General features: G+C 60.1%; 26 protein-coding genes. 13 read left to right on the top strand and 13 right to left on the bottom strand.

Features of this window, described 5'->3' with window-relative positions; all coding sequences use genetic code 11:
* The first annotated feature begins 27 nt into the window (after nucleotides 1-27).
* Nucleotides 28-921 (top strand): ZIP family metal transporter, encoded by an 894-nt coding sequence (locus CKW30_RS06750; protein ID WP_041477976.1) that lies wholly within the window; start codon nucleotides 28-30, stop codon nucleotides 919-921.
* 34 nt (nucleotides 922-955) lie between these two features.
* On the opposite strand, the gene CKW30_RS06755 is transcribed toward CKW30_RS06750, so the two are convergent.
* From CKW30_RS06755 to CKW30_RS06800, 10 genes are all read right to left on the bottom strand, one after another.
* A complete protein-coding gene (locus CKW30_RS06755; RefSeq protein ID WP_016771685.1) occupies nucleotides 956-1,231 on the bottom strand; it encodes an HPr family phosphocarrier protein in 276 nt (91 codons plus the stop codon).
* A gap of 15 nt (nucleotides 1,232-1,246) precedes the next feature.
* A complete protein-coding gene (rapZ, locus tag CKW30_RS06760) occupies nucleotides 1,247-2,104 on the bottom strand; it encodes an RNase adapter RapZ (RefSeq protein ID WP_095180376.1) in 858 nt (285 codons plus the stop codon).
* 2 nt (nucleotides 2,105-2,106) lie between these two features.
* Nucleotides 2,107-2,571, bottom strand: a complete 465-nt coding sequence (gene ptsN / locus CKW30_RS06765; RefSeq protein WP_041477978.1) for a PTS IIA-like nitrogen regulatory protein PtsN — start codon at nucleotides 2,569-2,571, stop codon at nucleotides 2,107-2,109.
* A gap of 11 nt (nucleotides 2,572-2,582) precedes the next feature.
* On the bottom strand, nucleotides 2,583-2,891 hold the full coding sequence (gene hpf, locus CKW30_RS06770) for a ribosome hibernation-promoting factor, HPF/YfiA family (RefSeq protein ID WP_007912419.1): 309 nt from the start codon (nucleotides 2,889-2,891) through the stop codon (nucleotides 2,583-2,585).
* A 73-nt stretch (nucleotides 2,892-2,964) separates the two neighbouring features.
* A complete protein-coding gene (locus tag CKW30_RS06775; protein ID WP_095180377.1) occupies nucleotides 2,965-4,455 on the bottom strand; it encodes an RNA polymerase factor sigma-54 in 1,491 nt (496 codons plus the stop codon).
* A 166-nt stretch (nucleotides 4,456-4,621) separates the two neighbouring features.
* The gene (gene lptB, locus CKW30_RS06780) at nucleotides 4,622-5,347 is read right to left on the bottom strand and encodes an LPS export ABC transporter ATP-binding protein (protein WP_024011621.1); all 726 of its coding nucleotides are present in this window, start codon (nucleotides 5,345-5,347) and stop codon (nucleotides 4,622-4,624) included.
* A complete protein-coding gene (lptA, locus tag CKW30_RS06785; RefSeq protein ID WP_016771679.1) occupies nucleotides 5,347-5,892 on the bottom strand; it encodes a lipopolysaccharide transport periplasmic protein LptA in 546 nt (181 codons plus the stop codon). Before lptA ends, lptB begins: the two co-directional genes overlap by 1 nt.
* Entirely contained in the window at nucleotides 5,879-6,451 is a 573-nt protein-coding gene (gene lptC, locus CKW30_RS06790) for an LPS export ABC transporter periplasmic protein LptC (RefSeq protein WP_024011622.1), read from the bottom strand. The genes lptA and lptC overlap by 14 nt, the downstream gene beginning before the upstream one ends.
* 8 nt (nucleotides 6,452-6,459) lie before the next feature.
* Nucleotides 6,460-6,984: an HAD family hydrolase gene (locus CKW30_RS06795; RefSeq protein WP_016771677.1), complete on the bottom strand. Its 525-nt coding sequence runs from the start codon at nucleotides 6,982-6,984 to the stop codon at nucleotides 6,460-6,462.
* Nucleotides 6,984-7,958, bottom strand: a complete 975-nt coding sequence (locus CKW30_RS06800; protein WP_024011623.1) for a KpsF/GutQ family sugar-phosphate isomerase — start codon at nucleotides 7,956-7,958, stop codon at nucleotides 6,984-6,986. Before CKW30_RS06800 ends, CKW30_RS06795 begins: the two co-directional genes overlap by 1 nt.
* A 272-nt stretch (nucleotides 7,959-8,230) precedes the next feature.
* On the opposite strand from CKW30_RS06800, the gene CKW30_RS06805 reads away from it, so the two are divergent.
* The 10 genes from CKW30_RS06805 (at nucleotide 8,231) to hisC (ending at nucleotide 16,198) form a co-directional block, all read left to right on the top strand.
* A complete protein-coding gene (locus CKW30_RS06805) occupies nucleotides 8,231-9,040 on the top strand; it encodes an ATP-binding cassette domain-containing protein (RefSeq protein WP_056782943.1) in 810 nt (269 codons plus the stop codon).
* The gene (gene mlaE, locus CKW30_RS06810) at nucleotides 9,040-9,837 is read left to right on the top strand and encodes a lipid asymmetry maintenance ABC transporter permease subunit MlaE (protein WP_016771674.1); all 798 of its coding nucleotides are present in this window, start codon (nucleotides 9,040-9,042) and stop codon (nucleotides 9,835-9,837) included. Before CKW30_RS06805 ends, mlaE begins: the two co-directional genes overlap by 1 nt.
* Nucleotides 9,837-10,304 (top strand): outer membrane lipid asymmetry maintenance protein MlaD, encoded by a 468-nt coding sequence (mlaD, locus tag CKW30_RS06815; protein WP_016771673.1) that lies wholly within the window; start codon nucleotides 9,837-9,839, stop codon nucleotides 10,302-10,304. Before mlaE ends, mlaD begins: the two co-directional genes overlap by 1 nt.
* Before the next feature lie 11 nt (nucleotides 10,305-10,315).
* A complete protein-coding gene (locus CKW30_RS06820; protein ID WP_056782946.1) occupies nucleotides 10,316-10,969 on the top strand; it encodes a phospholipid-binding protein MlaC in 654 nt (217 codons plus the stop codon).
* On the top strand, nucleotides 10,966-11,271 hold the full coding sequence (locus CKW30_RS06825; protein ID WP_056782947.1) for a lipid asymmetry maintenance protein MlaB: 306 nt from the start codon (nucleotides 10,966-10,968) through the stop codon (nucleotides 11,269-11,271). The genes CKW30_RS06820 and CKW30_RS06825 overlap by 4 nt, the downstream gene beginning before the upstream one ends.
* 115 nt (nucleotides 11,272-11,386) lie before the next feature.
* Nucleotides 11,387-11,626: a BolA family protein gene (locus CKW30_RS06830; protein WP_016771670.1), complete on the top strand. Its 240-nt coding sequence runs from the start codon at nucleotides 11,387-11,389 to the stop codon at nucleotides 11,624-11,626.
* Nucleotides 11,627-11,648: 22 nt separating this feature from the next.
* Nucleotides 11,649-12,914, top strand: a complete 1,266-nt coding sequence (murA, locus tag CKW30_RS06835) for a UDP-N-acetylglucosamine 1-carboxyvinyltransferase (RefSeq protein ID WP_016771669.1) — start codon at nucleotides 11,649-11,651, stop codon at nucleotides 12,912-12,914.
* 128 nt (nucleotides 12,915-13,042) lie between these two features.
* Nucleotides 13,043-13,678, top strand: a complete 636-nt coding sequence (gene hisG, locus CKW30_RS06840; protein WP_095180378.1) for an ATP phosphoribosyltransferase — start codon at nucleotides 13,043-13,045, stop codon at nucleotides 13,676-13,678.
* A 126-nt stretch (nucleotides 13,679-13,804) separates the two neighbouring features.
* Nucleotides 13,805-15,142, top strand: a complete 1,338-nt coding sequence (gene hisD / locus CKW30_RS06845; protein ID WP_041477986.1) for a histidinol dehydrogenase — start codon at nucleotides 13,805-13,807, stop codon at nucleotides 15,140-15,142.
* Nucleotides 15,143-15,145: 3 nt separating this feature from the next.
* On the top strand, nucleotides 15,146-16,198 hold the full coding sequence (hisC, locus tag CKW30_RS06850; RefSeq protein ID WP_056782953.1) for a histidinol-phosphate transaminase: 1,053 nt from the start codon (nucleotides 15,146-15,148) through the stop codon (nucleotides 16,196-16,198).
* A gap of 323 nt (nucleotides 16,199-16,521) precedes the next feature.
* Here the strand turns inward: hisC and CKW30_RS06855 are convergent, their stop codons facing one another.
* The 3 genes from CKW30_RS06855 to algW all read right to left on the bottom strand — a co-directional run bounded on the left by CKW30_RS06855 (nucleotide 16,522) and on the right by algW (nucleotide 20,605).
* Nucleotides 16,522-17,241: a DUF4198 domain-containing protein gene (locus CKW30_RS06855; protein WP_095180379.1), complete on the bottom strand. Its 720-nt coding sequence runs from the start codon at nucleotides 17,239-17,241 to the stop codon at nucleotides 16,522-16,524.
* A 12-nt stretch (nucleotides 17,242-17,253) separates the two neighbouring features.
* Complete coding sequence (locus tag CKW30_RS06860) at nucleotides 17,254-19,359, bottom strand: TonB-dependent siderophore receptor (protein WP_095180380.1); 2,106 nt, start codon at nucleotides 19,357-19,359, stop codon at nucleotides 17,254-17,256.
* An 88-nt stretch (nucleotides 19,360-19,447) separates the two neighbouring features.
* Nucleotides 19,448-20,605: a Do family serine endopeptidase AlgW gene (algW, locus tag CKW30_RS06865; protein ID WP_016770590.1), complete on the bottom strand. Its 1,158-nt coding sequence runs from the start codon at nucleotides 20,603-20,605 to the stop codon at nucleotides 19,448-19,450.
* A gap of 104 nt (nucleotides 20,606-20,709) precedes the next feature.
* Here algW and CKW30_RS06870 point away from each other — a divergent pair, with 104 nt between their 5' ends.
* The gene (locus CKW30_RS06870; protein ID WP_095180381.1) at nucleotides 20,710-21,468 is read left to right on the top strand and encodes a Nif3-like dinuclear metal center hexameric protein; all 759 of its coding nucleotides are present in this window, start codon (nucleotides 20,710-20,712) and stop codon (nucleotides 21,466-21,468) included.
* Nucleotides 21,469-21,717: 249 nt separating this feature from the next.
* Nucleotides 21,718-22,635: a sulfate adenylyltransferase subunit CysD gene (gene cysD, locus CKW30_RS06875; protein ID WP_016771664.1), complete on the top strand. Its 918-nt coding sequence runs from the start codon at nucleotides 21,718-21,720 to the stop codon at nucleotides 22,633-22,635.
* Nucleotides 22,636-22,644: the final 9 nt, after the last annotated feature.

A 22,644-nucleotide genomic window follows, 5' to 3' on the forward strand; every position in this document is an offset into this window, starting at 1 on the left:
CTTCAATAAAAACAATCAGGGCTGACTATGGGCACGGAAACACTGGCGATTGGCAGCGGGCGCATGTTTCGTTACGCGGTGGGTTCGCTTTTGCTGTTGGCGGGTATGACTTTACTGGTCGCCCACGCTTTGCAATGGCTGAATCTGGAACCGAGGCTGTTACGTGCCTTGCAGGGCGGTGCCATCTGCGCCTTGGGCACGGCGCTTGGCGCGGTGCCGGTGCTGGTGATCCGGCGCATGCCGCAGGCACTCAGCGACACCTTGCTGGGATTTGGTGCCGGGGTGATGCTGGCGGCGACGGCGTTTTCGTTGATCGTGCCGGGCATAGCTGCAGCTGAGAGCCTTGGCCTGACGCCGTGGGCCGCCAGTGGCCTGATCTGCTTCGGCATCCTGCTCGGTGCGTTCGGTCTGTATCTGGTGGATCGGCGCATTTGCGGTGCCTCGCCGGAGATGCTCGTCGGCACGTTGGAGCATCCGGTGATTCCACCGCGAATCTGGCTGTTCGTGTTCGCCATCATCGCGCACAACATTCCGGAAGGCATGGCGGTTGGCGTATCTGCCGGAGGCGGGATGGCGGACGCCGACAGTCTGGCGATGGGCATTGCGTTGCAGGATGTGCCGGAAGGACTGGTGATTGCTCTGGTGCTGGCCGGGGCGGGAATGTCGCGGGTCAGAGCGTTTCTGATCGGCGCGGCGTCGGGGCTGGTCGAACCGATATTTGCGCTGCTGTGTGCGTGGCTCGTGAGTCTGGCTCAGGTGCTGTTGCCGTTGGGGCTGGCACTGGCGGCGGGGGCGATGTTGCTGGTGGTGACCCACGAAGTGATCCCGGAATCGCGCCGTCATGGGCATGACAAGCTGGCCAGTCTGGGCCTTCTGATCGGGTTTTGTCTGATGATGGTGATGGATACGGCGTTGGGGTGAATGGAGGCGAGGAACAGTGTCCCCGCCTCGAGGATTATTCACCTTCGTCGAAATACCTTTCGATCAGATCGACCAATGCGTCCATGGCTTCCTGAGCCTGTTCGCCTTCGGTGCTCAAATGGATCTTGGTGCCTTTACCCGCCGCGAGCATCATCATTGCCATGATGCTCTTGCCGTCGACAGTCGTTTCAGGTGTGCGTCCCACTCGGATCGTGCAGTCTGGATACTGACCCGCCACGCCGACAAATTTGGCCGATGCCCGGGCATGCAGGCCCAGCTTATTGATGATTTCGATTTCACGAGCAGGCATCGCGGTGTAAATCCTTTAGGTGAGGTCGCGGTGGCGAACCTGGACGTTCTTCAGGGTTTTCTGCAGGGCCTGACCCAGTCGTTCGGTCAGGTAGACGGAGCGGTGATGCCCGCCGGTGCAGCCAATGGCAATGGTGACGTAGGCGCGGTTGCTGGCGGCGAAGCGTGGCAGCCACTTGTTCAGGTAGGCGTAGATGTCCTGATACATTTCTTCGACATCCGGCTGCTGCGCCAGGTACTCGGCCACCGGTGCATCAAGGCCCGACTGAGCGCGCAGCTCCGGTTTCCAGTACGGATTGGGCAGGCAGCGCACGTCGAACACCAGGTCGGCGTCGACCGGCATGCCGCGCTTGAAGCCGAACGACTCGACCAGAAACGCCGTACCGGGCTCCGGTTGATTCAACAGGCGCAACTTGATGGTGTCGCGTAGTTGATACAGATTCAGGCTGGTGGTGTTGATTTTCAGGTCGGCCAGATCGGCGATCGGACCAAGTAGGGAGGTTTCATCGTGAATCGCCTCGGCCAGTGAGCGATTGGCGTTGCTCAGCGGGTGACGACGACGGGTCTCGGAAAAACGCTTGAGCAGGGTTTCTTCATCGGCGTCCAGGTACAGCACATCGCACTTGATATGCTTGGCACGCACGTCTTCGAGCAACTCAGGGAAACGTGACAGATGGCTGGGCAGGTTGCGCGCATCGATCGACACGGCGACCAGCGGCTGCGCCAGTTCCGTGTGAATCAGCGCCCGCTCGGCCAGTTCCGGCAGCAAACCGGCCGGCAGATTGTCGATGCAGTAGTAGCCGTTGTCCTCAAGGACATTCAGGGCGGTACTTTTACCCGAGCCCGAACGGCCACTGACAATAATCAAGCGCATGATTAGTGCCCGTTCTGCTCGTCCAGTACAACCTGGTACAAGGCTTCATTGCTCGGAGCGCTGCGCAATTTGTCGCGCACTTCCTTGCGGTCGAGCATGCTGGCGATCTGGCGCAACAACTCCAGATGCGCGTCGGTTGCGGCTTCCGGGACCAGCAATACGAACAACAGGTCCACCGGAGCGCCGTCGATGGCGTCGAAATCGATCGGGGCTTCGAGGTGCAGCAGGGCGCTCACTGGCCCCGCGCAGCCCTTGAGGCGGCAGTGGGGAATGGCGATGCCGTTGCCAAAACCGGTGGAGCCGAGTTTTTCACGGGCGATCAGCGCCTCGAAGACATCCTGCATCGCCAGATCCGGCACTTCGCGGTGGATCAGGTTGGCAATCTGTTCGAGGGCTTTTTTCTTGCTGCCGCCCGGCGCGTTCACTTGGGAACGGCCGGGGGTCAGGATGGTTTCAAGTCGGATCATGGATAGGGGTGTTAACGACCGGTCGCGCCCTGGAGGAGGCTCTGGGTCTTTTCCTTATGCTTTTTGAGTTGGCGATCCAGCTTGTCGGTAAGTGAGTCGATCGCAGCGTACATGTCGGTATCTTCTGCGTTTGCGACCACTTCACTGCCGGGAATATGCAAGGTGGCTTCGATCTTCTGTTTCAGCTTTTCGACGCACATCGTGACCTGCACGTTGGTGATCTTGTCGAAATGTCGCTCCAGTCGCTGGAGTTTTTCCTCGATGTAGGAACGCAGAGGTTGGGTCACTTCCAGTTGGTGTCCACTGATGTTGACTTGCATACAGCTTCTCCTTCGTTGCCAGTGCATAAAGCGGCAGGCCGAAAAGCCTGCCACTGGAACGCTGTAACGTGGCTTACATCAACCGCTTGCGTTCGCTCGAAGGCGCGATTCCGAGGGATTCGCGGTACTTGGCGACGGTGCGGCGAGCCACCTGAATGCCTTGTGCCTCCAGTAAACCAGCGATCTTGCTGTCACTCAACGGCTTTTTCTGATTTTCCGCAGCGACCAGTTTCTTGATGATCGCGCGGATCGCCGTGGACGAGCATTCGCCGCCTTCGGAGGTGCTGACGTGGCTGGAGAAAAAGTATTTCAGCTCATAAATACCGCGCGGGGTATGCATGAATTTTTGTGTGGTCACCCGGGAAATCGTCGATTCGTGCATGCCGACCGCTTCGGCGATGTCATGCAATACCAACGGCTTCATTGCTTCGTCGCCGTATTCGAGGAAGCCGCGCTGATGTTCGACGATCTGCGTGGCCACTTTCATCAGGGTTTCGTTGCGGCTCTGCAGGCTCTTGATGAACCAGCGGGCCTCCTGCAACTGGTTGCGCATGAAAGTGTTGTCGGCGCTGGTGTCGGCACGCTTCACGAAACCGGCGTACTGGGCGTTGACGCGCAGGCGAGGCACCGATTCCTGGTTCAGCTCGACCAGCCAGCGCTCGTTGTCCTTGCGCACGATCACGTCGGGAATGACGTATTCGGCTTCGGTCGACTCGATCTGTGAGCCGGGACGCGGATTGAGGCTCTGCACCAGTTCGATGACCTGGCGCAGCTCGTCTTCCTTGAGCTTCATGCGCCGCATCAACTGGCTGTAATCGCGGCTGCCGAGCAGGTCGATGTAATCGGCGACCAGACGCTTGGCCTCGGTCAGCCACGGCGTCTTCGCGGGCAGCTGGCGCAATTGCAGCAGCAGGCTTTCGCTGAGGTTGCGTGCGCCGATACCGGCGGGCTCGAATTGCTGGATGCGATGCAGGACGGCTTCGATTTCGTCGAGCTCGATGTCCAGTTCCGGGTCGAACGCTTCAAGAATCTCTTCGAGTGTTTCGTCCAGATAGCCCTGATTGTTGATGCAGTCGATCAGAGTCACGGCGATCAGGCGATCGGTGTCGGACATCGGTGCCAGGTTCAGTTGCCAGAGCAGATGGCTTTGCAGGCTCTCTCCGGCGGACGTGCGGGTGGTGAAATCCCACTCATCGTCATCGCTGCTGGGCAGGCTGCTGGCGCTGGTCTGGTAGACGTCTTCCCAGGCGGTATCCACTGGCAGTTCGTTGGGGATGCGCTCGTTCCAATCGCCATCCTCGAGGTTATCCACCGTCGGGGCGGTTTCCTGGTAGGAGGGTTCCTGGATTTCGGCGGGCTTCTGTTCGGCGTTGTCGGCCAGCGGATCGGCGTTGTCGAAGTCGTCGCCTTCTTCCTGGCGCTCGAGCATCGGATTGGATTCCAGAGCCTCCTGGATCTCCTGTTGCAGGTCCAGGGTCGACAATTGGAGCAGGCGGATGGCCTGTTGCAGCTGCGGTGTCATCGTCAGCTGCTGGCCCATTCTCAAGACTAGCGATGGTTTCATGGCAGGGGCTTAACACCTTATTCGCCGGCGCTTTGCGCCATCCACTACAGGGCGCCGAAGCGCCAAACTTAAGCAAATTATATGCCTGAAACTGAAGTGTTTGCCTAGAGCGCTGTAACAATTAAAGCGGATAAATGCGCCTTGAATCGATACAGCGCTGTCGCGCTTACAGGCGGAACTCGTGACCCAGATACACTTCCTTGACCAGATCGTTGGCCAGGATGGTCTCGGCATCGCCTTCAGCGATCAGTTGACCGTCGTTGACGATGTAAGCGGTTTCGCAGATATCCAGCGTCTCACGCACGTTGTGGTCGGTGATCAGCACGCCGATGCCCTTGGCCTTGAGGTGATGGATGATCTGCTTGATGTCGCCGACCGAGATCGGGTCGACACCGGCGAACGGTTCGTCGAGCAGGATGAACTTGGGTGCAGTGGCCAGGGCGCGAGCGATTTCCACCCGGCGACGCTCACCGCCGGACAGGCTCATGCCGAGGTTGTCGCGGATGTGGCTGATGTGGAATTCCTGCAGCAGGCTTTCCAGCTCCTTGCGACGACCGGCCTTGTCCAGCTCCGGGCGGGTCTCGAGGATCGCCATGATGTTGTCGGCGACCGACAGTTTACGGAAGATCGACGCTTCTTGCGGCAGATAGCCGATACCGGCCTTGGCGCGGCCGTGCATCGGCTGGTGGCTGACGTCCAGATCATCGATCAGCACACGGCCCTGATCTGCCTGCACCAGGCCAACGATCATGTAGAAGCACGTAGTCTTGCCGGCGCCGTTCGGACCGAGCAAGCCGACGATCTGCCCGCTGTCGATCGACAGGCTGACGTCACGCACGACCTGGCGGCTTTTATAGGCCTTGGCCAGGTGCTGAGCTTTCAGAGTTGCCATTACTGGGATTTCTCTTCGGTTTTCTTCTTCGGCTGGATCACCATGTCGATGCGCGGACGCGATTCGGTGACCTTGCTGCCCGTGGCGCGACCGGCGCTGGCCAGCTTCTTCACGGTGTCGTAGACGATTTTTTCGCCCTGGGTGACGTTGTTATCCTTGTCGATAACCTTGGCCTTGTCGATCAGCACCACCCGGTTCTGCTGGGCGTGGTATTGAATCGTCACGCCGTAGCCCTTGACCGGGTTGGCGTCGCCCTGGGTCTGCAACTGCTCGAAGTAAGCCAGGTTGCCTACCGAGGTCACCACGTCGATGTCGCCATTGGGCGCGCGCGTCATGGTCACGGTGTTGCCTTTAACGATCATCGAGCCCTGAGTAATGATCACGTCACCTTTATAGGTGGCGATGCCATTCTTGTCGTCCAGTTGGGCGTCGTCGGCCTGAATGCGGATAGGCTGCTGCTGATCGTTCGGCAGGGACCAGGCGCTCGCGCTTCCCAGTGCTGCGCCCAGACTGAGCAAAATAGGGAGGGTTTTAACGAGCCTCATACTGTCCTCTTACGTTCGATTGCAGGTGTATCCTGCTGTCCTTCAGGTACGCTTTCATTCCGACGCCAGTCGATACGCCGCCAGCGCCCTCGATTCTAACGGGTTGCGCGGTCTGCGCATATTCTTGCTGCGGGAACACGGTCATGCGGGTGCTGGTGATCAGGGTTCCGCGCTGTTTCTCATCGGTGCGCTGTACGCGTACCGAATCGATCAATTCAACTTCGGTGCCGCCCGAATTCACTTCGCCGCGCTCGCTGGTCACGTGCCACGGGAAGTCGGTGCCGCGGTACATGTTCAAATCAGGCTTGGTTACCAGAGTGACATCGGTGGCCTTGACGTGCTCGGCCTTGTCGGAGGTCATCTCGTACTGCACCTTGCCGTCGGGCAGGTACTGAATGGTGTGCGTGTTGGTCGCGTACCAGTCGATCGGATTCTCGGCGGCCGAGACCGGCGGCTTGTCGAGGAAGCGCTCCGGGCTGATGTTCCAGTAGCCCACCGCAGCGAAAATCGCCGCGATGCAGCCGAACAGCAGGAAATTGCGAAACTTTTTGCTAAACATGGTCAGGCTCACAGGTACGCGGCGTTGGCCGCTTCGAGGCGGCCCTGGGCGCGCAGGATCAATTCGCAGAATTCGCGGGCGGCACCTTCGCCGCCACGGGCGCGGGTGACGCCGTGGGCGTGTTCGCGGACGAAATCGGCAGCGTTGGCCACCGCCATGCCCAGCCCTACACGGCGGATCACCGGCAAGTCTGGCAGATCGTCACCGAGATAGGCGACTTCTTCATAGCTTAGGCCCAGTTGCGCGAGCAGACCGTCGAGTACCACCAGTTTGTCCTCGCGCCCCTGAAACAGATGCGGGATGCCGAGGTTTTTCGCGCGGCGCTCGACCACCGGGGTCTTGCGACCACTGATGATCGCCGTCTGCACGCCGGCATTCATCAACATCTTGATGCCCTGGCCGTCGAGCGTGTTGAAGGTCTTGAACTCGCTGCCGTCTTCGAGGAAGTACAGGCGCCCGTCGGTGAGCACACCGTCGACGTCGAACACTGCCAGTTTGATCGCTTTGCCGCGTTGCAGCAGATCGTTGCTCATTACATGACTCCTGCGCGCAGCAGATCGGAGAGGTTGAAGGCGCCGATCGGGCGATCCTCCTCGTCGACGACTACCAGGGCGTTGATTCGATGGTCTTCCATGATTTTCAGGGCTTCGGCGGCGAGCATGTCGGGCCGGGCGGTCTTGCCGTGTGCAGTCATCACCTGGTCGATGGTGGCGCTGCGGATGTCGATGGCGCGATCCAGCGTGCGGCGCAAATCACCGTCGGTGAAGATCCCGGCGAGCTTGCCATCGGCCTCAATAATAGCGGTCATGCCCAGACCCTTGCGGGTCATTTCCATCAGCGCGTCCTTGAGCAGGGTGCCGCGTTGTACCTGCGGCAGCTCCTGTCCGGCGTGCATGACGTTTTCGACTTTCAGCAGCAGGCGACGGCCAAGGGCACCGCCCGGATGCGAGAACGCGAAATCTTCAGCGGTGAAACCACGAGCTTCCAGCAGCGCCACGGCCAGGGCATCGCCCATGACCAGTGCGGCCGTGGTCGAAGAGGTCGGTGCCAGATTCAGCGGACAGGCTTCGTGCTCGACATGCACATTGAGATTGACCTCGGCAGCCTTCGCCAATGGCGACTGTGGATTGCCGGTGACGCTGATCAGCTGGATACCCAGGCGTTTGATCAATGGCAGCAGCGTTACGATTTCGTTGGTCGAGCCGGAGTTCGACAGGGCCAGAATCACATCGTCGCGGGTGATCATGCCCATGTCGCCGTGGCTGGCTTCGGCCGGATGCACAAAAAACGCCGGAGTGCCGGTGCTGGCCAGGGTGGCGGCGATCTTGTTGCCGATGTGCCCGGATTTGCCCATGCCGACTACGACCACACGGCCCTTGCTGGCCAGAATCATCTCGCAAGCGCGTACGAAATCGGCGTCGATATGGGCCATCAAGCCTTGGACGGCTTCCACTTCGAGGCGGATGGTGCGTTGTGCCGATTGAATCAGGTCGCGGGTTTTGCTCATGTCAGAATCGTATGGGCCGATGAAAAGGCGGCGATTATAGCGGGTATGTGGCAAAGCCTCACGCAAGTTCGACGTGCTTTGTCATTACTGGTTACCAAAACCCTCTGAAAGTCGCTCAGGCCCTCTTCAGTCGGCGATCTTGGCCGGGTTCTCGCTTGGGCGCTCAGCCTTTGCAGTGATATAGTTCGCCGCCAGTTCGGCCTGCCCGGGATGCAGGTGTTTCCGAGGAAAGTCTGGCATCCCAGTGAGAGGCTGCATCGCAAGGAGTTTAGATGAGTGCCGATAACGCCTACGCGGTCGAGCTGAAGGGAGTCTCCTTCAAGCGCGGTGCGCGGAGCATTTTCAATAACGTCGATATCCGCATCCCGCGCGGCAAGGTCACCGGCATCATGGGGCCTTCCGGCTGCGGCAAGACCACGCTGCTGCGCCTGATGGGCGCGCAGTTGCGGCCGTCCGGCGGCGAAGTCTGGGTCAACGGGCAGAATCTGCCGACGCTGTCGCGCAGTGATCTGTTCGATGCGCGCAAGCACATGGGCGTGCTGTTTCAGAGCGGTGCGCTGTTCACCGACCTCGATGTGTTCGAGAACGTGGCCTTTCCGCTGCGGGTGCACACGCAACTGCCGGAAGACATGATTCGCGACATCGTCCTGCTGAAATTGCAGGCCGTGGGGCTGCGTGGCGCCATCGACCTGATGCCGGACGAACTGTCCGGCGGCATGAAGCGCCGCGTGGCGCTGGCCCGGGCGATTGCCCTCGATCCGCAGATTCTCATGTACGACGAGCCCTTCGTGGGCCAGGACCCGATCGCCATGGGCGTGCTGGTGCGCCTGATCCGCCTGCTCAACGATGCACTGGGAATCACCAGCATCGTGGTCTCGCACGACCTGGCGGAAACGGCGAGCATTGCCGACTACATCTATGTCGTGGGCGATGGTCAGGTGCTGGGGCAGGGCACGCCGGATGAGCTGATGAATTCGGATGACCCGCGTATCCGTCAGTTCATGACCGGTGATCCCGATGGCCCGGTGCCGTATCACTTTCCAGCGACGGATTACCGCGCAGATCTTCTGGGGAAGCGTTGATGCGCAGAATTTCATTGATGGAACGCGTGCGTCGGTTCGGCGAATCGGCGATCGACGCGGTCGCGGTGTTTGGTCGGGCGACCCTGTTCCTGTTTCACGCCCTGCTGGGCCGTGGCGGTATCAGCGGTGGTTTTGGCCTGTTGGTCAAGCAGCTGCATTCGGTCGGCGTCATGTCGCTGGTGATCATCGTGGTCTCCGGCATTTTCATCGGCATGGTCCTGGCGCTGCAGGGCTTCAGCATTCTTTCCAGCTATGGTTCAGAGCAGGCTGTAGGGCAGATGGTCGCCCTGACGCTGCTGCGTGAACTGGGGCCGGTGGTCACGGCGTTGCTGTTTGCCGGGCGGGCCGGTTCGGCGTTGACCGCCGAGATCGGCAACATGAAATCCACCGAGCAGCTGTCCAGCCTGGAAATGATCGGTGTCGATCCGCTCAAGTACATCATTGCCCCGCGCCTGTGGGCCGGCTTCATTTCCCTGCCGGTGCTGGCGATGATCTTCAGCGTCGTCGGCATCTGGGGCGGTTCGTGGGTGGCGGTCGACTGGCTGGGCGTCTACGAAGGCTCGTACTGGGCGAACATGCAGAACAGCGTGAACTTCACCAGTGATGTGCTAAATGGCGTGATCAAGAGTGTCGTTTTCGCCTTTGTCGTGACCTGGATCGCCGTATTCCAAGGCTATGACTGTGAACCCACTTCCGAGGGAATCAGTCGTGCCACCACCAAGACCGTGGTGTTTGCCTCGCTGGCAGTGCTCGGTCTGGACTTTATTCTGACCGCTTTGATGTTTGGAGATTTCTGATGCAAAACCGCACCCTGGAAATCGGTGTCGGCCTGTTCCTGCTGGCAGGGATCCTGGCTTTGCTGCTGCTCGCCTTGCGCGTCAGCGGCCTGTCTCCGACTTCGTCCACCGACACTTACAAGTTGTATGCGTATTTCGACAATATCGCCGGTCTGACGGTCAGAGCCAAAGTGACCATGGCCGGTGTGACCATCGGCAAGGTCACCGCAATCGATCTGGATCGCGACAGCTTCACCGGTCGGGTCACGCTGCAAGTGGATAAAAAGGTCGACAACCTGCCGGTCGATTCGACTGCATCTATCCTCACCGCGGGTCTGCTGGGCGAGAAATACATCGGTATCAGCGTCGGCGGTGAAGACACCCAGTTGAAAGACGGTGGAACCATCCACGACACGCAGTCGTCACTGGTACTGGAAGACCTGATCGGTAAATTCCTGCTCAATACCGTTAGCAAAGACGCCAAATGAGGAGCTTTTGAATGATCTCTATCTTGCGACGTGGCCTGTTGGTGTTGCTCGCGGCCCTGCCGTTGATGGCTAACGCTGCACCGGGGCAATCGGCTCATGACCTGATTCAGGACACCACGAACCGGATGCTTGCCGACTTGCAGGCAAACAAAGAGAAGTACAAGCAGGATCCGCAGGATTTCTATGCGGCGCTCAACAACATTGTGGGGCCAGTGGTGGATGCCGAGGGCATCTCCAAAAGCATCATGACCGTGAAGTATTCGCGCAAGGCCACGCCTGAGCAGATGCAGCGCTTTCAGGAAAACTTCAAGCGCGGTCTGTTCCAGTTCTATGGCAACGCTCTGCTGGAATACAACAACCAGGGCATCACGGTTGACCCGGCCAAAGACGAATCGGGCGACCGCACCAGCGTCAACATGACCGTCAAGGGCAGCAATGGCGCGATCTATCCGGTGCAGTACACGCTTGAGAAGATCAGCGGCGAGTGGAAACTGCGCAACGTGATCATCAACGGCATCAACATCGGTAAGCTGTTCCGTGACCAGTTCGCCGACGCCATGCAACGCAATGGCAACGATCTGGACAAGACCATCGATGGCTGGGCCGGTGAAGTGGCCAAGGCCAAGCAGGAAACCGACAAAGCCGCCGCGAAGCCAGCGCAATGAGTGAGGCGGCAGTTCGTATGAGTGATGTCGACGAGCTGGTGCTCAGCGGCGTGCTGGATTACCGCACCGGGCCTGAGCTGCGCAAGGAAGGGCAGGCGCTGATCAAGTCGAGCAAGGCGTCCGCGCTGGTCATCGATTGTTCGGCGGTGCAGAAGTCCAGCAGCGTCGGCCTGTCGTTGCTGCTGTGCTTCATGCGCGATGCGCAGGCGGCCGGCAAGGCCGTCAGCATCCGTGCGATGCCTGAAGACATGCGCGAAATCGCTCAGGTCAGTGAATTGACCGAGCTGTTGGCGCAACCCTGAACCATCATCTATAAAGAAGCCCCCCGTCAGAGTCCTGCGTTGCGGGGTTCGCAGGCGCGGGGCTTTTTTGTATGATGTCCGACCCGTGCGCACAGGGCGCCGATTGAGGTTGAGCATGCAGGCCGTAGAAGTGAAGAGCTTCCTTGAAGGAAAGCTGCCAGGAACGCTGGTAGAAGTTGAAGGCGAAGGCTGCAACTTCCAGCTGAACGTGATTAGCGATGAACTGGCGGCGTTGAGCCCGGTGAAGCGTCAGCAGCAGGTCTATGCCCATTTGAACCCATGGATCACCGATGGCAGCATCCATGCGGTCACTATGAAATTTTTCAGCCGCGCGGCCTGGGCCGAGCGCACCTGAGCCCTAGGGCGTCGAGATACTAATGGATAAATTGATTATTACCGGTGGCGCTCGTCTTGATGGCGAGATCCGCATTTCCGGCGCGAAGAACTCCGCCCTGCCGATTCTGGCCGCGACCTTGCTGTGCGATGGCCCGGTCACCGTTGGCAACCTGCCGCACCTGCACGACATCACCACCATGATCGAGCTGTTCGGGCGCATGGGCATCGAGCCGGTAATCGACGAGAAGCTCAGCGTCGAAATCGACCCGCGCACCATCAAGACCCTGATCGCGCCGTACGAACTGGTGAAAACCATGCGTGCGTCGATCCTTGTGCTCGGCCCGATGGTCGCGCGTTTCGGTGAAGCCGAAGTCGCGCTGCCTGGCGGTTGCGCCATCGGTTCGCGTCCGGTCGACCTGCACATCCGCGGTCTGGAAGCCATGGGCGCGGTCATCGACGTCGAAGGCGGCTACATCAAGGCCAAGGCACCTGAAGGTGGCTTGCGCGGCGCGCACTTCTTCTTCGATACCGTCAGCGTGACCGGTACCGAAAACATCATGATGGCCGCTGCACTGGCCAAGGGCCGCAGCGTGTTGCAGAACGCCGCGCGCGAGCCTGAAGTAGTCGACCTGGCGAACTTCCTCAATGCCATGGGCGCCAAGGTTTCCGGCGCCGGCACCGACACCATCACCATCGATGGCGTCGAGCGCCTGGGTTCGGCGTTCTACAAGGTCATGCCTGACCGTATCGAAACCGGCACCTACCTGGTCGCCGCTGCCGTGACCGGTGGCCGCGTGAAGGTCAAGGACACCGATCCGACCATCCTCGAAGCGGTGCTGGAAAAGCTGCGTGAAGCCGGTGCGGAAATCACCTGCGGTGAAGACTGGATCGAGTTGAACATGCACGGTAAGCGCCCGAAAGCGGTCAACGTGCGCACCGCGCCGTACCCGGCGTTCCCGACCGACATGCAGGCCCAGTTCATCTCGCTCAACGCCATTGCCGAAGGTACTGGTGCGGTGATCGAGACGATCTTCGAAAACCGTTTCATGCACGTGTACGAGCTGCACCGCATGGGCGCGCATATCCAGGTTGAAGGCAACACCGCGATCGTCACCGGTATCGAGAAGCTCAAGGGCGCGCCAGTCATGGCCACCGACCTGCGCGCATCGGCCAGTCTGGTGATCTCGGCGCTGGTTGCCGAAGGCGACACGCTGATCGACCGCATCTACCACATAGACCGTGGTTACGAGTGCATCGAAGAAAAACTGCAAATGCTGGGTGCCAAGATCCGTCGCGTTCCGGGCTGATCGCTGCATCGGGACACAGGGACGTGTCCACTGAATTCGCTTCGAGTCGAGGGTGTACGCACCCTCGATGTGTGTCCGGCGCCGATTGCGACCGGGCATGAGTACCTTGATAAGGACTGACGTTTCCCATGTTGACCATCGCACTGTCCAAGGGCCGCATCCTTGACGACACTCTGCCGCTTCTCGCTGAAGCGGGCATCGTGCCGACCGAGAATCCGGACAAGAGCCGCAAGCTGATCATTCCCACGACCCAGGACGACGTGCGTCTGCTGATCGTGCGTGCCACCGACGTGCCGACCTATGTCGAGCATGGCGCGGCCGACCTCGGCGTCGCCGGTAAGGACGTGCTGATGGAATACAGCGGCCAGGGCCTGTACGAGCCGCTGGACCTGCAGATCGCCCAGTGCAAGCTGATGACCGCCGGCAAGATCGGCGCGGTCGAGCCCAAGGGCCGTCTGCGCGTGGCGACCAAGTTCGTCAACGTTGCCAAGCGTTATTACGCCGAGCAGGGCCGTCAGGTCGACATCATCAAGCTGTATGGCTCGATGGAACTGGCGCCGCTGATCGGGCTGGCCGACAAGATCATCGACGTGGTCGACACCGGCAACACCTTGCGCGCCAACGGCCTGGAGCCACAGGAACTGATCGCCACGATCAGCTCGCGTCTGGTCGTCAACAAGGCTTCAATGAAAATGCAGCACGCCCGAATCCAAGCGTTGATCGACACCCTGCGCAACGCAGTGGAATCGCGACACCGCGGCTGATCTACCAGCGCGGCCCGAGGCCGCGCCGTCTATCCGCCTCATAGCCAGAATTCTCAGGTGCCCAAGCGGATCGAATGCTAGTTTCGGGCGCCTGAGTTTTTTGCCAATTCCTATGAGGCTCTCGCTATGACCGCACCGACTGCAATTCGCCGACTCAACGCTGCTGACCCGGATTTCGCGCATCATCTGGATCATCTGCTGAGCTGGGAAAGTGTGTCTGATGACTCGGTCAATCAGCGCGTGCTGGACATCATCAAGGCTGTGCGCGAGCGCGGTGACGCGGCGCTGGTCGAGTTCACCCAGAAGTTCGACGGTCTTGAAGTCGCCTCGATGGCCGACCTGATCCTGCCGCGCGAGCGTCTCGAACTGGCCCTGACCCGCATCACCGTGCCGCAACGCGAGGCCTTGGAAAAAGCCGCCGCCCGCGTGCGCAGCTATCACGAAAAACAGAAGCAGGATTCCTGGAGCTACACCGAGGCTGACGGCACGGTGCTCGGCCAGAAAGTCACGCCACTGGATCGTGCCGGCCTGTACGTGCCAGGTGGCAAGGCTTCGTATCCGTCGTCGGTATTGATGAACGCGATTCCGGCGAAGGTGGCCGGCGTGACCGAAGTGGTCATGGTCGTGCCGACCCCGCGCGGTGAAATCAACGAGCTGGTGCTGGCCGCTGCCTGCATCGCCGGTGTCGACCGCGTGTTCACCATCGGCGGCGCGCAAGCGGTTGCCGCACTGGCTTATGGCACCGAAAGCGTGCCGCGTGTTGACAAGGTTGTCGGCCCGGGCAACATCTACGTCGCCACGGCCAAGCGTCATGTGTTCGGCCAGGTCGGCATCGACATGATCGCCGGCCCTTCGGAAATTCTTGTAGTGTGCGACGGCCAGACCGATCCGGACTGGATCGCCATGGACCTCTTCTCCCAGGCCGAGCACGACGAAGACGCGCAAGCGATTCTGGTCAGCCCGGACGCCGAGTTCCTCGACAAGGTAGCCGCAAGCATCGACAAACTGCTGCCGACCATGGACCGCGCGACCATCATCGAAACTTCGATCAATGGCCGTGGTGCGCTGATCCAGGTCACTGACATGGCCCAGGCCATCGAAGTCGCCAATCGTATCGCCCCGGAACATCTGGAATTGTCGGTCGCTGATCCACAAGCCTGGCTGCCGCAGATCCGCCACGCCGGTGCGATCTTCATGGGCCGCCACACTTCCGAAGCGTTGGGCGATTACTGCGCAGGTCCGAACCACGTGTTGCCGACTTCCGGCACCGCGCGGTTCTCCTCGCCGCTTGGCGTCTACGACTTCCAGAAGCGCTCGTCGATCATCTTCTGCTCTGAGGCCGGCGCTTCCGAGCTGGGCAAAACTGCATCGGTACTCGCCCGTGGTGAATCGCTGAGCGCCCACGCGCGCAGCGCCGAATACCGCATCAAAGACCAAGACTTTCTGAAAGGGCAGGGGAACTGAGCGATGAGTAAATTCTGGAGCCCGTTCGTCAAGGATCTGGTGCCCTACGTGCCGGGCGAACAGCCGAAGCTGACCAAACTGGTCAAGCTCAATACCAACGAAAATCCGTATGGCCCGTCGCCAAAAGCGCTGGCGGCGATGCAAGCCGAACTCAACGACAACTTGCGCCTGTACCCGGACCCGAACAGTGATCTGCTGAAAAACGCCGTGGCCGAATATTACGGCGTGCAAACCAGTCAGGTGTTCCTTGGCAACGGTTCGGACGAAGTGCTCGCGCACATCTTCCACGGTCTGCTGCAACACGATCAGCCGCTGCTGTTCCCGGACATCAGCTACAGCTTCTATCCGGTCTACTGCGGTCTGTACGGCATTGAATTCGATGCGGTGCCGCTGGATGCGCAATTCCAGATCAACCCGGCCGACTACGCCAAACCGAATGGCGGGATCATTTTCCCCAACCCGAACGCCCCGACCGGATGCCTGCTGGCGCTGGACGCCGTCGAGCAAATCCTCAAGGCCAGTCCAGATTCGGTTGTAGTCGTGGATGAGGCGTACATCGACTTCGGTGGCGAGACGGCGATCAGTCTGGTGGACCGCTATCCGAATCTGCTGGTGACGCAGACGCTGTCCAAGTCACGCTCGCTGGCCGGCCTGCGTGTCGGTCTGGCGGTAGGGCACCCGGATCTGATCGAGGCGTTGGAGCGGATCAAGAACAGCTTCAACTCCTATCCACTGGATCGTCTGGCGATTGTCGGCGCGGCGGCGGCGTTTGCCGATCGCGAGTATTTCGACAAGACCTGTCGTCAGGTGATCGAGAGCCGCGAATGGGTGGTGGCGCAGTTGCAGGCTAAAGGCTTTGAAGTGCTGCCGTCGGCGGCCAACTTCATCTTCGCTCGCCACCCGCAGCATGATGCGGCGGGCATGGCGGCCAAGCTGCGCGAGCAGGGCGTGATCGTGCGGCACTTCAAGCAGGAACGGATTGCGCAGTTCTTGCGGATATCGGTGGGTACGCCGGAGCAGAATCAGGCGTTGATCGACGGCCTTGGCGACCTCTAAAAGCAAAAGCCCCTCACCCTAGCCCTCTCCCAGAGGGAGAGGGGACTGAATGGGGAATATTGCAGAGGTTCACCGACTTGAACGATTTGTATTGAATCCATAATCAACTCGGTCTTTCAGGTCAATGTATCCCGCAAGACAACTCGGTCGGCCCCCTCTTCCAGAGGGAGAGGGGACTGAATGGGAATATTGCAGAGGTTCACCGACTTGAACGATTTGTATTGAATCCATAATCAACTCGGTCTTTCAGGTCGATGTATCCCGCAAGACAACTCGGTCGGCTCCCTCTCCCGCCGGGAGAGGGCTGGGGTGAGGGTGTGCTTTTATTCGTGATGCGGCTCGCCAACGAATGTCAGCGAACTGAACAACCCACGACTGTCCACATCCACACTGTCCTTCACCGGCACTTCAACCTGCGCCGCAATCACATTCAACCCTTCATTACGCACCAGCACCTGCGCACGCCCATCCTTGTCGGTCTCGGTGCTCAGGGTGTTTGGCGCGCTGCGATAGTCGCCAATCAACTTCACCCCTGCCGCCGGTTTGCCATCGAGCAGCACCCGCACCGGTAACGATTTGCCCGGCCCGACCGTCAGCGGATCGACCTCCGGCAGGATCAGCAGTTTGATCTGGTCCAGTTTCGGCAATTTCGCCCCCGGCTGATAGATCGACAGGCTGTACTTGAAGGTCTGCGTGGCCTCGGTAGCGCCGGGCACTTTGCTGCGTCCTTCGTTGATCCACTTCTTGTCCGCCGTCTGCGACCACATGCCATTGTTCAGCGCCACGGCCATCACCGCCGGCGGCTTCAATGGTTTCAAACGGGCATGATCGGCCAGGCGCTCGACGCTGACCGGGATCATTTTGCCGCTTGCGTCATATGCCCAGGCACCGCTGATTTTTTGTGCCTTGAAGGCGTTGTCTTCGGCGCCGTGACCGTAGACCACTTCGATGTTGCCGCGTCGTTCCTCTGTCCACAGGCCGTGGGCCGACACCTGACCGGTGAATAGCGCAGCGATGAGCAGAAGGGATTTGCCGTAGTGCATGGTGACGTCCTTTTACAGGTTGAGTGTCAGGCTGACGGTGAAATTGCGCGGCTCGCCGGGGTTGACCCAGTAGTTGCTGTAGGAGCGCTTGTAGTATTTTTCGTCGAAGATGTTGTTCAGGTTCAGGCCGACCGTGACGTTGTCGCTGGCCTTGTAATGCGCGAGCAAGTCGACGGTCTGGTAGGCCGGCAATTCGAAGTCGCTGCCGGATTCGCCCGAGCGATCGCCGACGTAGGTGAACGCTGCGCCGACGTCTGAACCGCGCAGACGGCCATCCTGAAATTCATACACACCCAGCAGACTGCCGCTGCGTTTCGCCACGCCGAGGATGCGGCTGCCTGTGGCAATGGTCGCGTCGCCCTTGGTCACCTCGGCGTCGATGTAGGCGAAGGCGCCGATGACCCGCACCGCGTCGGTCACCTGGCCGCTCACTTGCCAATCGAAGCCCTGACTGCGCGCCTTGCCCATGGCGCGGCTGGTGTCGGTGCCCGGATCGAGGGCGAGAACGTTTTCCTTGTCGATGTGGAAGAAGGCGAGGGTGCTGCTCACACGCTCATCGAACAGCTCGTTCTTGATTCCCACTTCATAACCGACGCCTTCTTCCGGGTCGAAGGATTTGCCCGATGCATCCAGGCCGTTGTTCGGTTTGAACGAAGTCGAGGCGTTGGCGAACAGGCCGGTATTAGGCGTGAGCTGATAGAGCAGGCCGGCGCGTTGAGTCAGCGCGTCGTGGCGTTGCTGACTTTTGGCGTTGCGGCTGTGATCGTCGATGCGCTGATCGAAGTGCTCGAAGCGCGCGCCGAGCATGCCGCGCAGCTTGTCGGTGAAGATGATCTGGTCCTGCAGATTCAGCGCATGACTTTCGACGTGTTCGAAGAAGTCGGTGCCCGAGCGTGCGCCGTTGGGTTTCGGCTGGCCGTAGACCGGCTTATAGATGTCGATGGCGTAGGGGCCGCCAGCAATGGTGGTGACGCGTTCGTCCTTGCGGTAATTCTCGTACTCGGTGCCGATCAGCAATTCATGCTGCCACGGCCCGAGGTCGAACAGACCGCGCAGTTCCAGTTGGGTGATGCTGTCGTGCCAACTCGTGTCGCGTTCGCGCAAGCGGCGGTTGACCGTATGGCCGTCGGCGTTCAGCGCGCGTTGTTCCGTGGCGTCGCCCCAGAGCTTGCCTTCCTTGTAGTGGCTGGCCAGACGCAGTTTCCAGCTGTCGTTCAGATGGTGTTCAAGAGTGGCCTGGAGCAGGTTGTTGTGGTTGTCGATGTTGCCGTCGTTGGGCTCGCCCAAGAACGTCGAGCGCGATACGCCGCTCCATTTGTTGTTCGGCGCCACAACGCCACGATCGAACGTCGAGTTGTGACGGACGATTTCGCTCTCCACCAGCAGCGATGTGTCCGGGCTCAACTGCCAACTGATCGAGGGCGCAACGAATACCCTCTGGCTGTCGACGTGGTCGCGAAAGCTGTTGTTGTCTTCTACGGCGAGATTGATGCGCGAGAGCACATCGCCCTGATCATCGAGGGGCGTGTTGACGTCCAGCGCGGTGCGATAGCGGTCCCAACTGCCAGCGCTGGTTTGCAGAGTGGTGAACGCTTCCGGCTGCGGTTTCTTGGTGACGATGTTCACCGTACCGCCGGGATCGCCCCGGCCGTACAGGCTGGCGGCCGGGCCTTTGAGCACTTCGATGCGCTCGATGTTGGCCGCATCTGGCGTGCTCGGGTAGCCGCGATTGGCGCTGAAACCGTCCTTGTAGAACTCGGACGTGGTGAAGCCGCGCACGCTGTATTCGTACAGGGTCAGGCCGCCGAAGTTGTTCTGCTTCGATACGCCGCCAGCAAAATCCAGCGCACGTTCGACGCTGCTGCTGCCCAGATCCGAGAGCACGCTGGCCGGGACCACGCTGATGGCTTGTGGGATATCGCGTATCGCCGTGTCGGTTTTGGTCGCACTGGCCGAGCGAGTCGCGCGATAACCGCTGACCGGGCCGGTGGGTGATTCGTAGTCGGAGGTGACGCTGATGGCTTCCAGCTCAACGGGCTGCGGCTCATCGGCGAAGGCGGGATCGCAGAGCAAACCCAGAGTCAGGCCCAACAGTGAGGCCTTTTTGCGAGACGACATGTTATGTTGTTCCAATTGCGAGAATTGAAACAATATAACATGCCCGTTGAGAATGTCTGTTATTCGCGCCGTTGGCGCGAAAACATTTTTACTCTTCTTTTTCTTTCACCGGTGCCGGTGGTGGACGCAGGCCGATTTCAGCCGTCAGCTTCAGCTCCTTGCCGTTACGCATCACTTGAATCGTCACCTTGTCGGTCGGCTTGATCCGCGCCACCTGGTTCATCGAGCGGCGGCCATCGCCGGCCGGTTCGCCGTCGATACTCAGGATCACATCGCCCAGTTGCAGGCCGGCTTTCTGCGCCGGGCCGTCACGGAAGATCCCCGCGACGACAATCCCCGGACGCCCGGACAAGCCAAACGACTCCGCCAGTTCCTGAGTCAGCGGTTGCACTTCGATGCCCAGCCAGCCACGAATCACCTGGCCGTGCTCGATAATCGATTTCATCACTTCCATCGCCAGTTTTACCGGGATGGCAAAACCGATGCCTTGCGAGCCGCCGGATTTGGAAAAGATCGCCGTGTTGATGCCGGTGAGGTTGCCGTTGGCATCGACCAGCGCACCGCCGGAGTTGCCCGGGTTGATCGCCGCATCGGTCTGGATGAAGTCTTCGTAGTTGTTCAGGCCCAACTGATTGCGGCCGGTGGCGCTGATGATGCCCATGGTCACGGTCTGACCGACGCCGAACGGGTTGCCGATAGCGAGCGCGACGTCACCGATGCGAATGCTGTCGGAGCGGCCGACGGTGATTGCCGGGAGGTTTTTCAGGTCGATCTTCAGGACAGCCAGGTCAGTCTCAGGATCGCTGCCAATCACCCGTGCGAGTGTTTCGCGACCGTCCTTCAATGCCACGACAATCTGGTCGGCGCCGCTGGTGACGTGGTTGTTGGTGAGGATGTAGCCTTCCGGGCTCATGATTACCCCGGAACCGAGGCTCGATTCCATGCGCTTCTGTTTCGGCGAATTGTCACCGAAGAAGCGGCGGAACTGCGGATCCTCGAACAAGGGATGCGCCGGTTTGTTGATGACCTTGGTGGTGTACAGGTTGACCACCGACGGCGCGGCGATGCCCACCGCATCCGCATAGGACACCGGCCCCTGTTGCACGATCGTGGTCTGTGGCGCCTGTTGCAGATTGACGTCGAGGCTCGGCAGCCCGACCCACTCGGGGTAACGCTGAATAATCAACAGAGCGATAAGCACACCGGCCAACAGCGGCCAGCCAAAAAAACGCAGCGCCTTGAGCATTAAGCACGTTCCTGGAAAGGTTGCAGGCGAGGTCAGACCGCCCATAATGTCGCGCATTATACGAGGCCGCGCGCGCCTCTGAACGGGATATTTAGGAGTCTTTCATGGCCGTTGCCCTCAGCACCCTCGTCGAAGAAGCCGACCGTTACCTGGGCAGTGCGAAAATTGCCGATTATTGCCCCAACGGATTACAGGTCGAAGGCCGCCCGCAAGTGATGCGCATCGTCAGTGGCGTCACCGCCAGCCAGGCTTTATTGGACGCCGCCGTCGAAGCCGAGGCCGACCTGATCCTGGTCCATCACGGGTATTTCTGGAAAGGCGAAAACCCCTGCGTCACCGGCATGAAACAGCGCCGCTTGAAAACCTTGCTCAAGCACGACATCAGTCTGCTCGCCTATCACCTGCCGCTGGATCTGCACCCGGACGTCGGCAACAACGTGCAACTGGCGCGTCAGCTCGACATCACTGTTGAAGGGCCGTTGGACCCGAGCAACCCGAAAATCGTCGGGCTGGTAGGCTCGCTGAATGAGCCGATGACCGCGCGGGATTTCGCGCGCAAGGTGCAGGAAGTCATGGGCCGCGAGCCGCTGCTGATCGAAGGCAGCGGCATGATCCGCCGCGTCGGTTGGTGCACCGGCGGCGGCCAGGGTTATATCGATCAGGGCGTGGCGGCGGGGGTCGATCTGTTCATCAGTGGCGAGGCCTCCGAGCAGACTTTCCACAGCGCCAGGGAAAACGACATCAGCTTCATCGCCGCCGGCCATCACGCCACCGAACGCTATGGCGTGCAGGCGCTGGGCGAGTATCTGGCGAAGCGCTTTGCCCTTGAGCACATCTTCATCGACATCCCGAACCCGATCTGAGCTCACCGCAAACTCCTGTGGGAGCGAGCCTGCTCGCGAAGGCGTCAGACCTTCAATACAAAGGTGCCTGACACTCCGCCTTCGCGAGCAGGCTCGCTCCCACGTTCGGCCCTGACGGCCGAACTGGTGGGCATATTCATATACCCTTTCGATCTAGTTGGCGTCCTGATTAGAAGAGGTCGCTGTGCTAGGATTCCTCGCTCGAACACGGCCCGCTGGCCGTTCATAAGAAAGCTTTCGTGAGTAGCCATGGTCGACAAACTGACGCATCTGAAACAGCTGGAGGCGGAAAGCATCCACATCATCCGCGAGGTGGCCGCCGAGTTCGATAACCCGGTGATGCTGTACTCCATCGGTAAAGACTCCGCCGTGATGCTGCACCTGGCACGCAAGGCGTTCTTCCCGGGCAAACTGCCGTTTCCGGTGATGCACGTCGACACCCGCTGGAAATTCCAGGAAATGTACAAGTTCCGCGACAAGATGGTCGAAGACTTGGGCCTGGACCTGATTACCCACATCAACCCCGATGGCGTGGCGCAGAACATCAACCCGTTCACCCACGGCAGCGCCAAGCACACCGACATCATGAAAACCGAAGGCCTGAAACAGGCACTCGACAAGCATGGTTTCGACGCAGCGTTCGGCGGCGCCCGTCGCGATGAAGAGAAATCCCGCGCCAAAGAGCGCGTGTACTCGTTCCGTGACAGCAAGCACCGCTGGGACCCGAAAAACCAGCGTCCGGAGCTGTGGAACGTCTACAACGGCAAGGTCAACAAGGGCGAATCCATTCGTGTGTTCCCGTTGTCGAACTGGACCGAGCTGGACATCTGGCAGTACATCTATCTCGAAGGCATTCCGATCGTGCCGCTGTACTTCGCCGCCGAACGTGAAGTGATCGAGAAGAACGGCACGCTGATCATGATCGACGACGAGCGCATCCTCGAGCACCTGTCCGACGAAGACAAAGCGCGCATCGTGAAAAAGAAAGTGCGGTTCCGCACCCTTGGCTGCTACCCGTTGACGGGCGCGGTGGAGTCCGAGGCCGAAAGCCTGACGGACATCATTCAGGAAATGCTCCTGACGCGAACTTCCGAGCGCCAGGGCCGGGTCATCGACCACGATGGCGCAGGCTCGATGGAAGACAAAAAACGTCAAGGCTATTTCTAAGGGGCTGTC

This window comes from Pseudomonas sp. Irchel 3F6, from assembly GCF_900187595.1.
GTDB classification, from domain to species: domain Bacteria; phylum Pseudomonadota; class Gammaproteobacteria; order Pseudomonadales; family Pseudomonadaceae; genus Aquipseudomonas; species Aquipseudomonas siliginis.

Excerpts from the sequence above, each read along its gene's own strand:
- CKW30_RS06860 (WP_095180380.1), bottom strand. The coding sequence starts at position 19,359 with ATGTCGTCTCGCAAAAAGGCCTCACTGTTGGGCCTGACTCTGGGTTTG.
- CKW30_RS06825 (WP_056782947.1), top strand. The coding sequence starts at position 10,966 with ATGAGTGAGGCGGCAGTTCGTATGAGTGATGTCGACGAGCTGGTGCTC.
- hisC (WP_056782953.1), top strand. The coding sequence starts at position 15,146 with ATGAGTAAATTCTGGAGCCCGTTCGTCAAGGATCTGGTGCCCTACGTG.
- CKW30_RS06820 (WP_056782946.1), top strand. The coding sequence starts at position 10,316 with ATGATCTCTATCTTGCGACGTGGCCTGTTGGTGTTGCTCGCGGCCCTG.
- hpf (WP_007912419.1), bottom strand. The coding sequence starts at position 2,891 with ATGCAAGTCAACATCAGTGGACACCAACTGGAAGTGACCCAACCTCTG.
- mlaE (WP_016771674.1), top strand. The coding sequence starts at position 9,040 with ATGCGCAGAATTTCATTGATGGAACGCGTGCGTCGGTTCGGCGAATCG.
- lptB (WP_024011621.1), bottom strand. The coding sequence starts at position 5,347 with ATGGCAACTCTGAAAGCTCAGCACCTGGCCAAGGCCTATAAAAGCCGC.
- mlaD (WP_016771673.1), top strand. The coding sequence starts at position 9,837 with ATGCAAAACCGCACCCTGGAAATCGGTGTCGGCCTGTTCCTGCTGGCA.
- CKW30_RS06855 (WP_095180379.1), bottom strand. The coding sequence starts at position 17,241 with ATGCACTACGGCAAATCCCTTCTGCTCATCGCTGCGCTATTCACCGGT.
- hisD (WP_041477986.1), top strand. The coding sequence starts at position 13,805 with ATGACCGCACCGACTGCAATTCGCCGACTCAACGCTGCTGACCCGGAT.
- lptA (WP_016771679.1), bottom strand. The coding sequence starts at position 5,892 with ATGAGGCTCGTTAAAACCCTCCCTATTTTGCTCAGTCTGGGCGCAGCA.
- rapZ (WP_095180376.1), bottom strand. The coding sequence starts at position 2,104 with ATGCGCTTGATTATTGTCAGTGGCCGTTCGGGCTCGGGTAAAAGTACC.
- algW (WP_016770590.1), bottom strand. The coding sequence starts at position 20,605 with ATGCTCAAGGCGCTGCGTTTTTTTGGCTGGCCGCTGTTGGCCGGTGTG.
- CKW30_RS06830 (WP_016771670.1), top strand. The coding sequence starts at position 11,387 with ATGCAGGCCGTAGAAGTGAAGAGCTTCCTTGAAGGAAAGCTGCCAGGA.
- CKW30_RS06775 (WP_095180377.1), bottom strand. The coding sequence starts at position 4,455 with ATGAAACCATCGCTAGTCTTGAGAATGGGCCAGCAGCTGACGATGACA.
- CKW30_RS06795 (WP_016771677.1), bottom strand. The coding sequence starts at position 6,984 with ATGAGCAACGATCTGCTGCAACGCGGCAAAGCGATCAAACTGGCAGTG.
- CKW30_RS06750 (WP_041477976.1), top strand. The coding sequence starts at position 28 with ATGGGCACGGAAACACTGGCGATTGGCAGCGGGCGCATGTTTCGTTAC.
- CKW30_RS06755 (WP_016771685.1), bottom strand. The coding sequence starts at position 1,231 with ATGCCTGCTCGTGAAATCGAAATCATCAATAAGCTGGGCCTGCATGCC.
- ptsN (WP_041477978.1), bottom strand. The coding sequence starts at position 2,571 with ATGATCCGACTTGAAACCATCCTGACCCCCGGCCGTTCCCAAGTGAAC.
- murA (WP_016771669.1), top strand. The coding sequence starts at position 11,649 with ATGGATAAATTGATTATTACCGGTGGCGCTCGTCTTGATGGCGAGATC.
- CKW30_RS06805 (WP_056782943.1), top strand. The coding sequence starts at position 8,231 with ATGAGTGCCGATAACGCCTACGCGGTCGAGCTGAAGGGAGTCTCCTTC.
- CKW30_RS06870 (WP_095180381.1), top strand. The coding sequence starts at position 20,710 with ATGGCCGTTGCCCTCAGCACCCTCGTCGAAGAAGCCGACCGTTACCTG.
- cysD (WP_016771664.1), top strand. The coding sequence starts at position 21,718 with ATGGTCGACAAACTGACGCATCTGAAACAGCTGGAGGCGGAAAGCATC.
- CKW30_RS06800 (WP_024011623.1), bottom strand. The coding sequence starts at position 7,958 with ATGAGCAAAACCCGCGACCTGATTCAATCGGCACAACGCACCATCCGC.
- hisG (WP_095180378.1), top strand. The coding sequence starts at position 13,043 with ATGTTGACCATCGCACTGTCCAAGGGCCGCATCCTTGACGACACTCTG.
- lptC (WP_024011622.1), bottom strand. The coding sequence starts at position 6,451 with ATGTTTAGCAAAAAGTTTCGCAATTTCCTGCTGTTCGGCTGCATCGCG.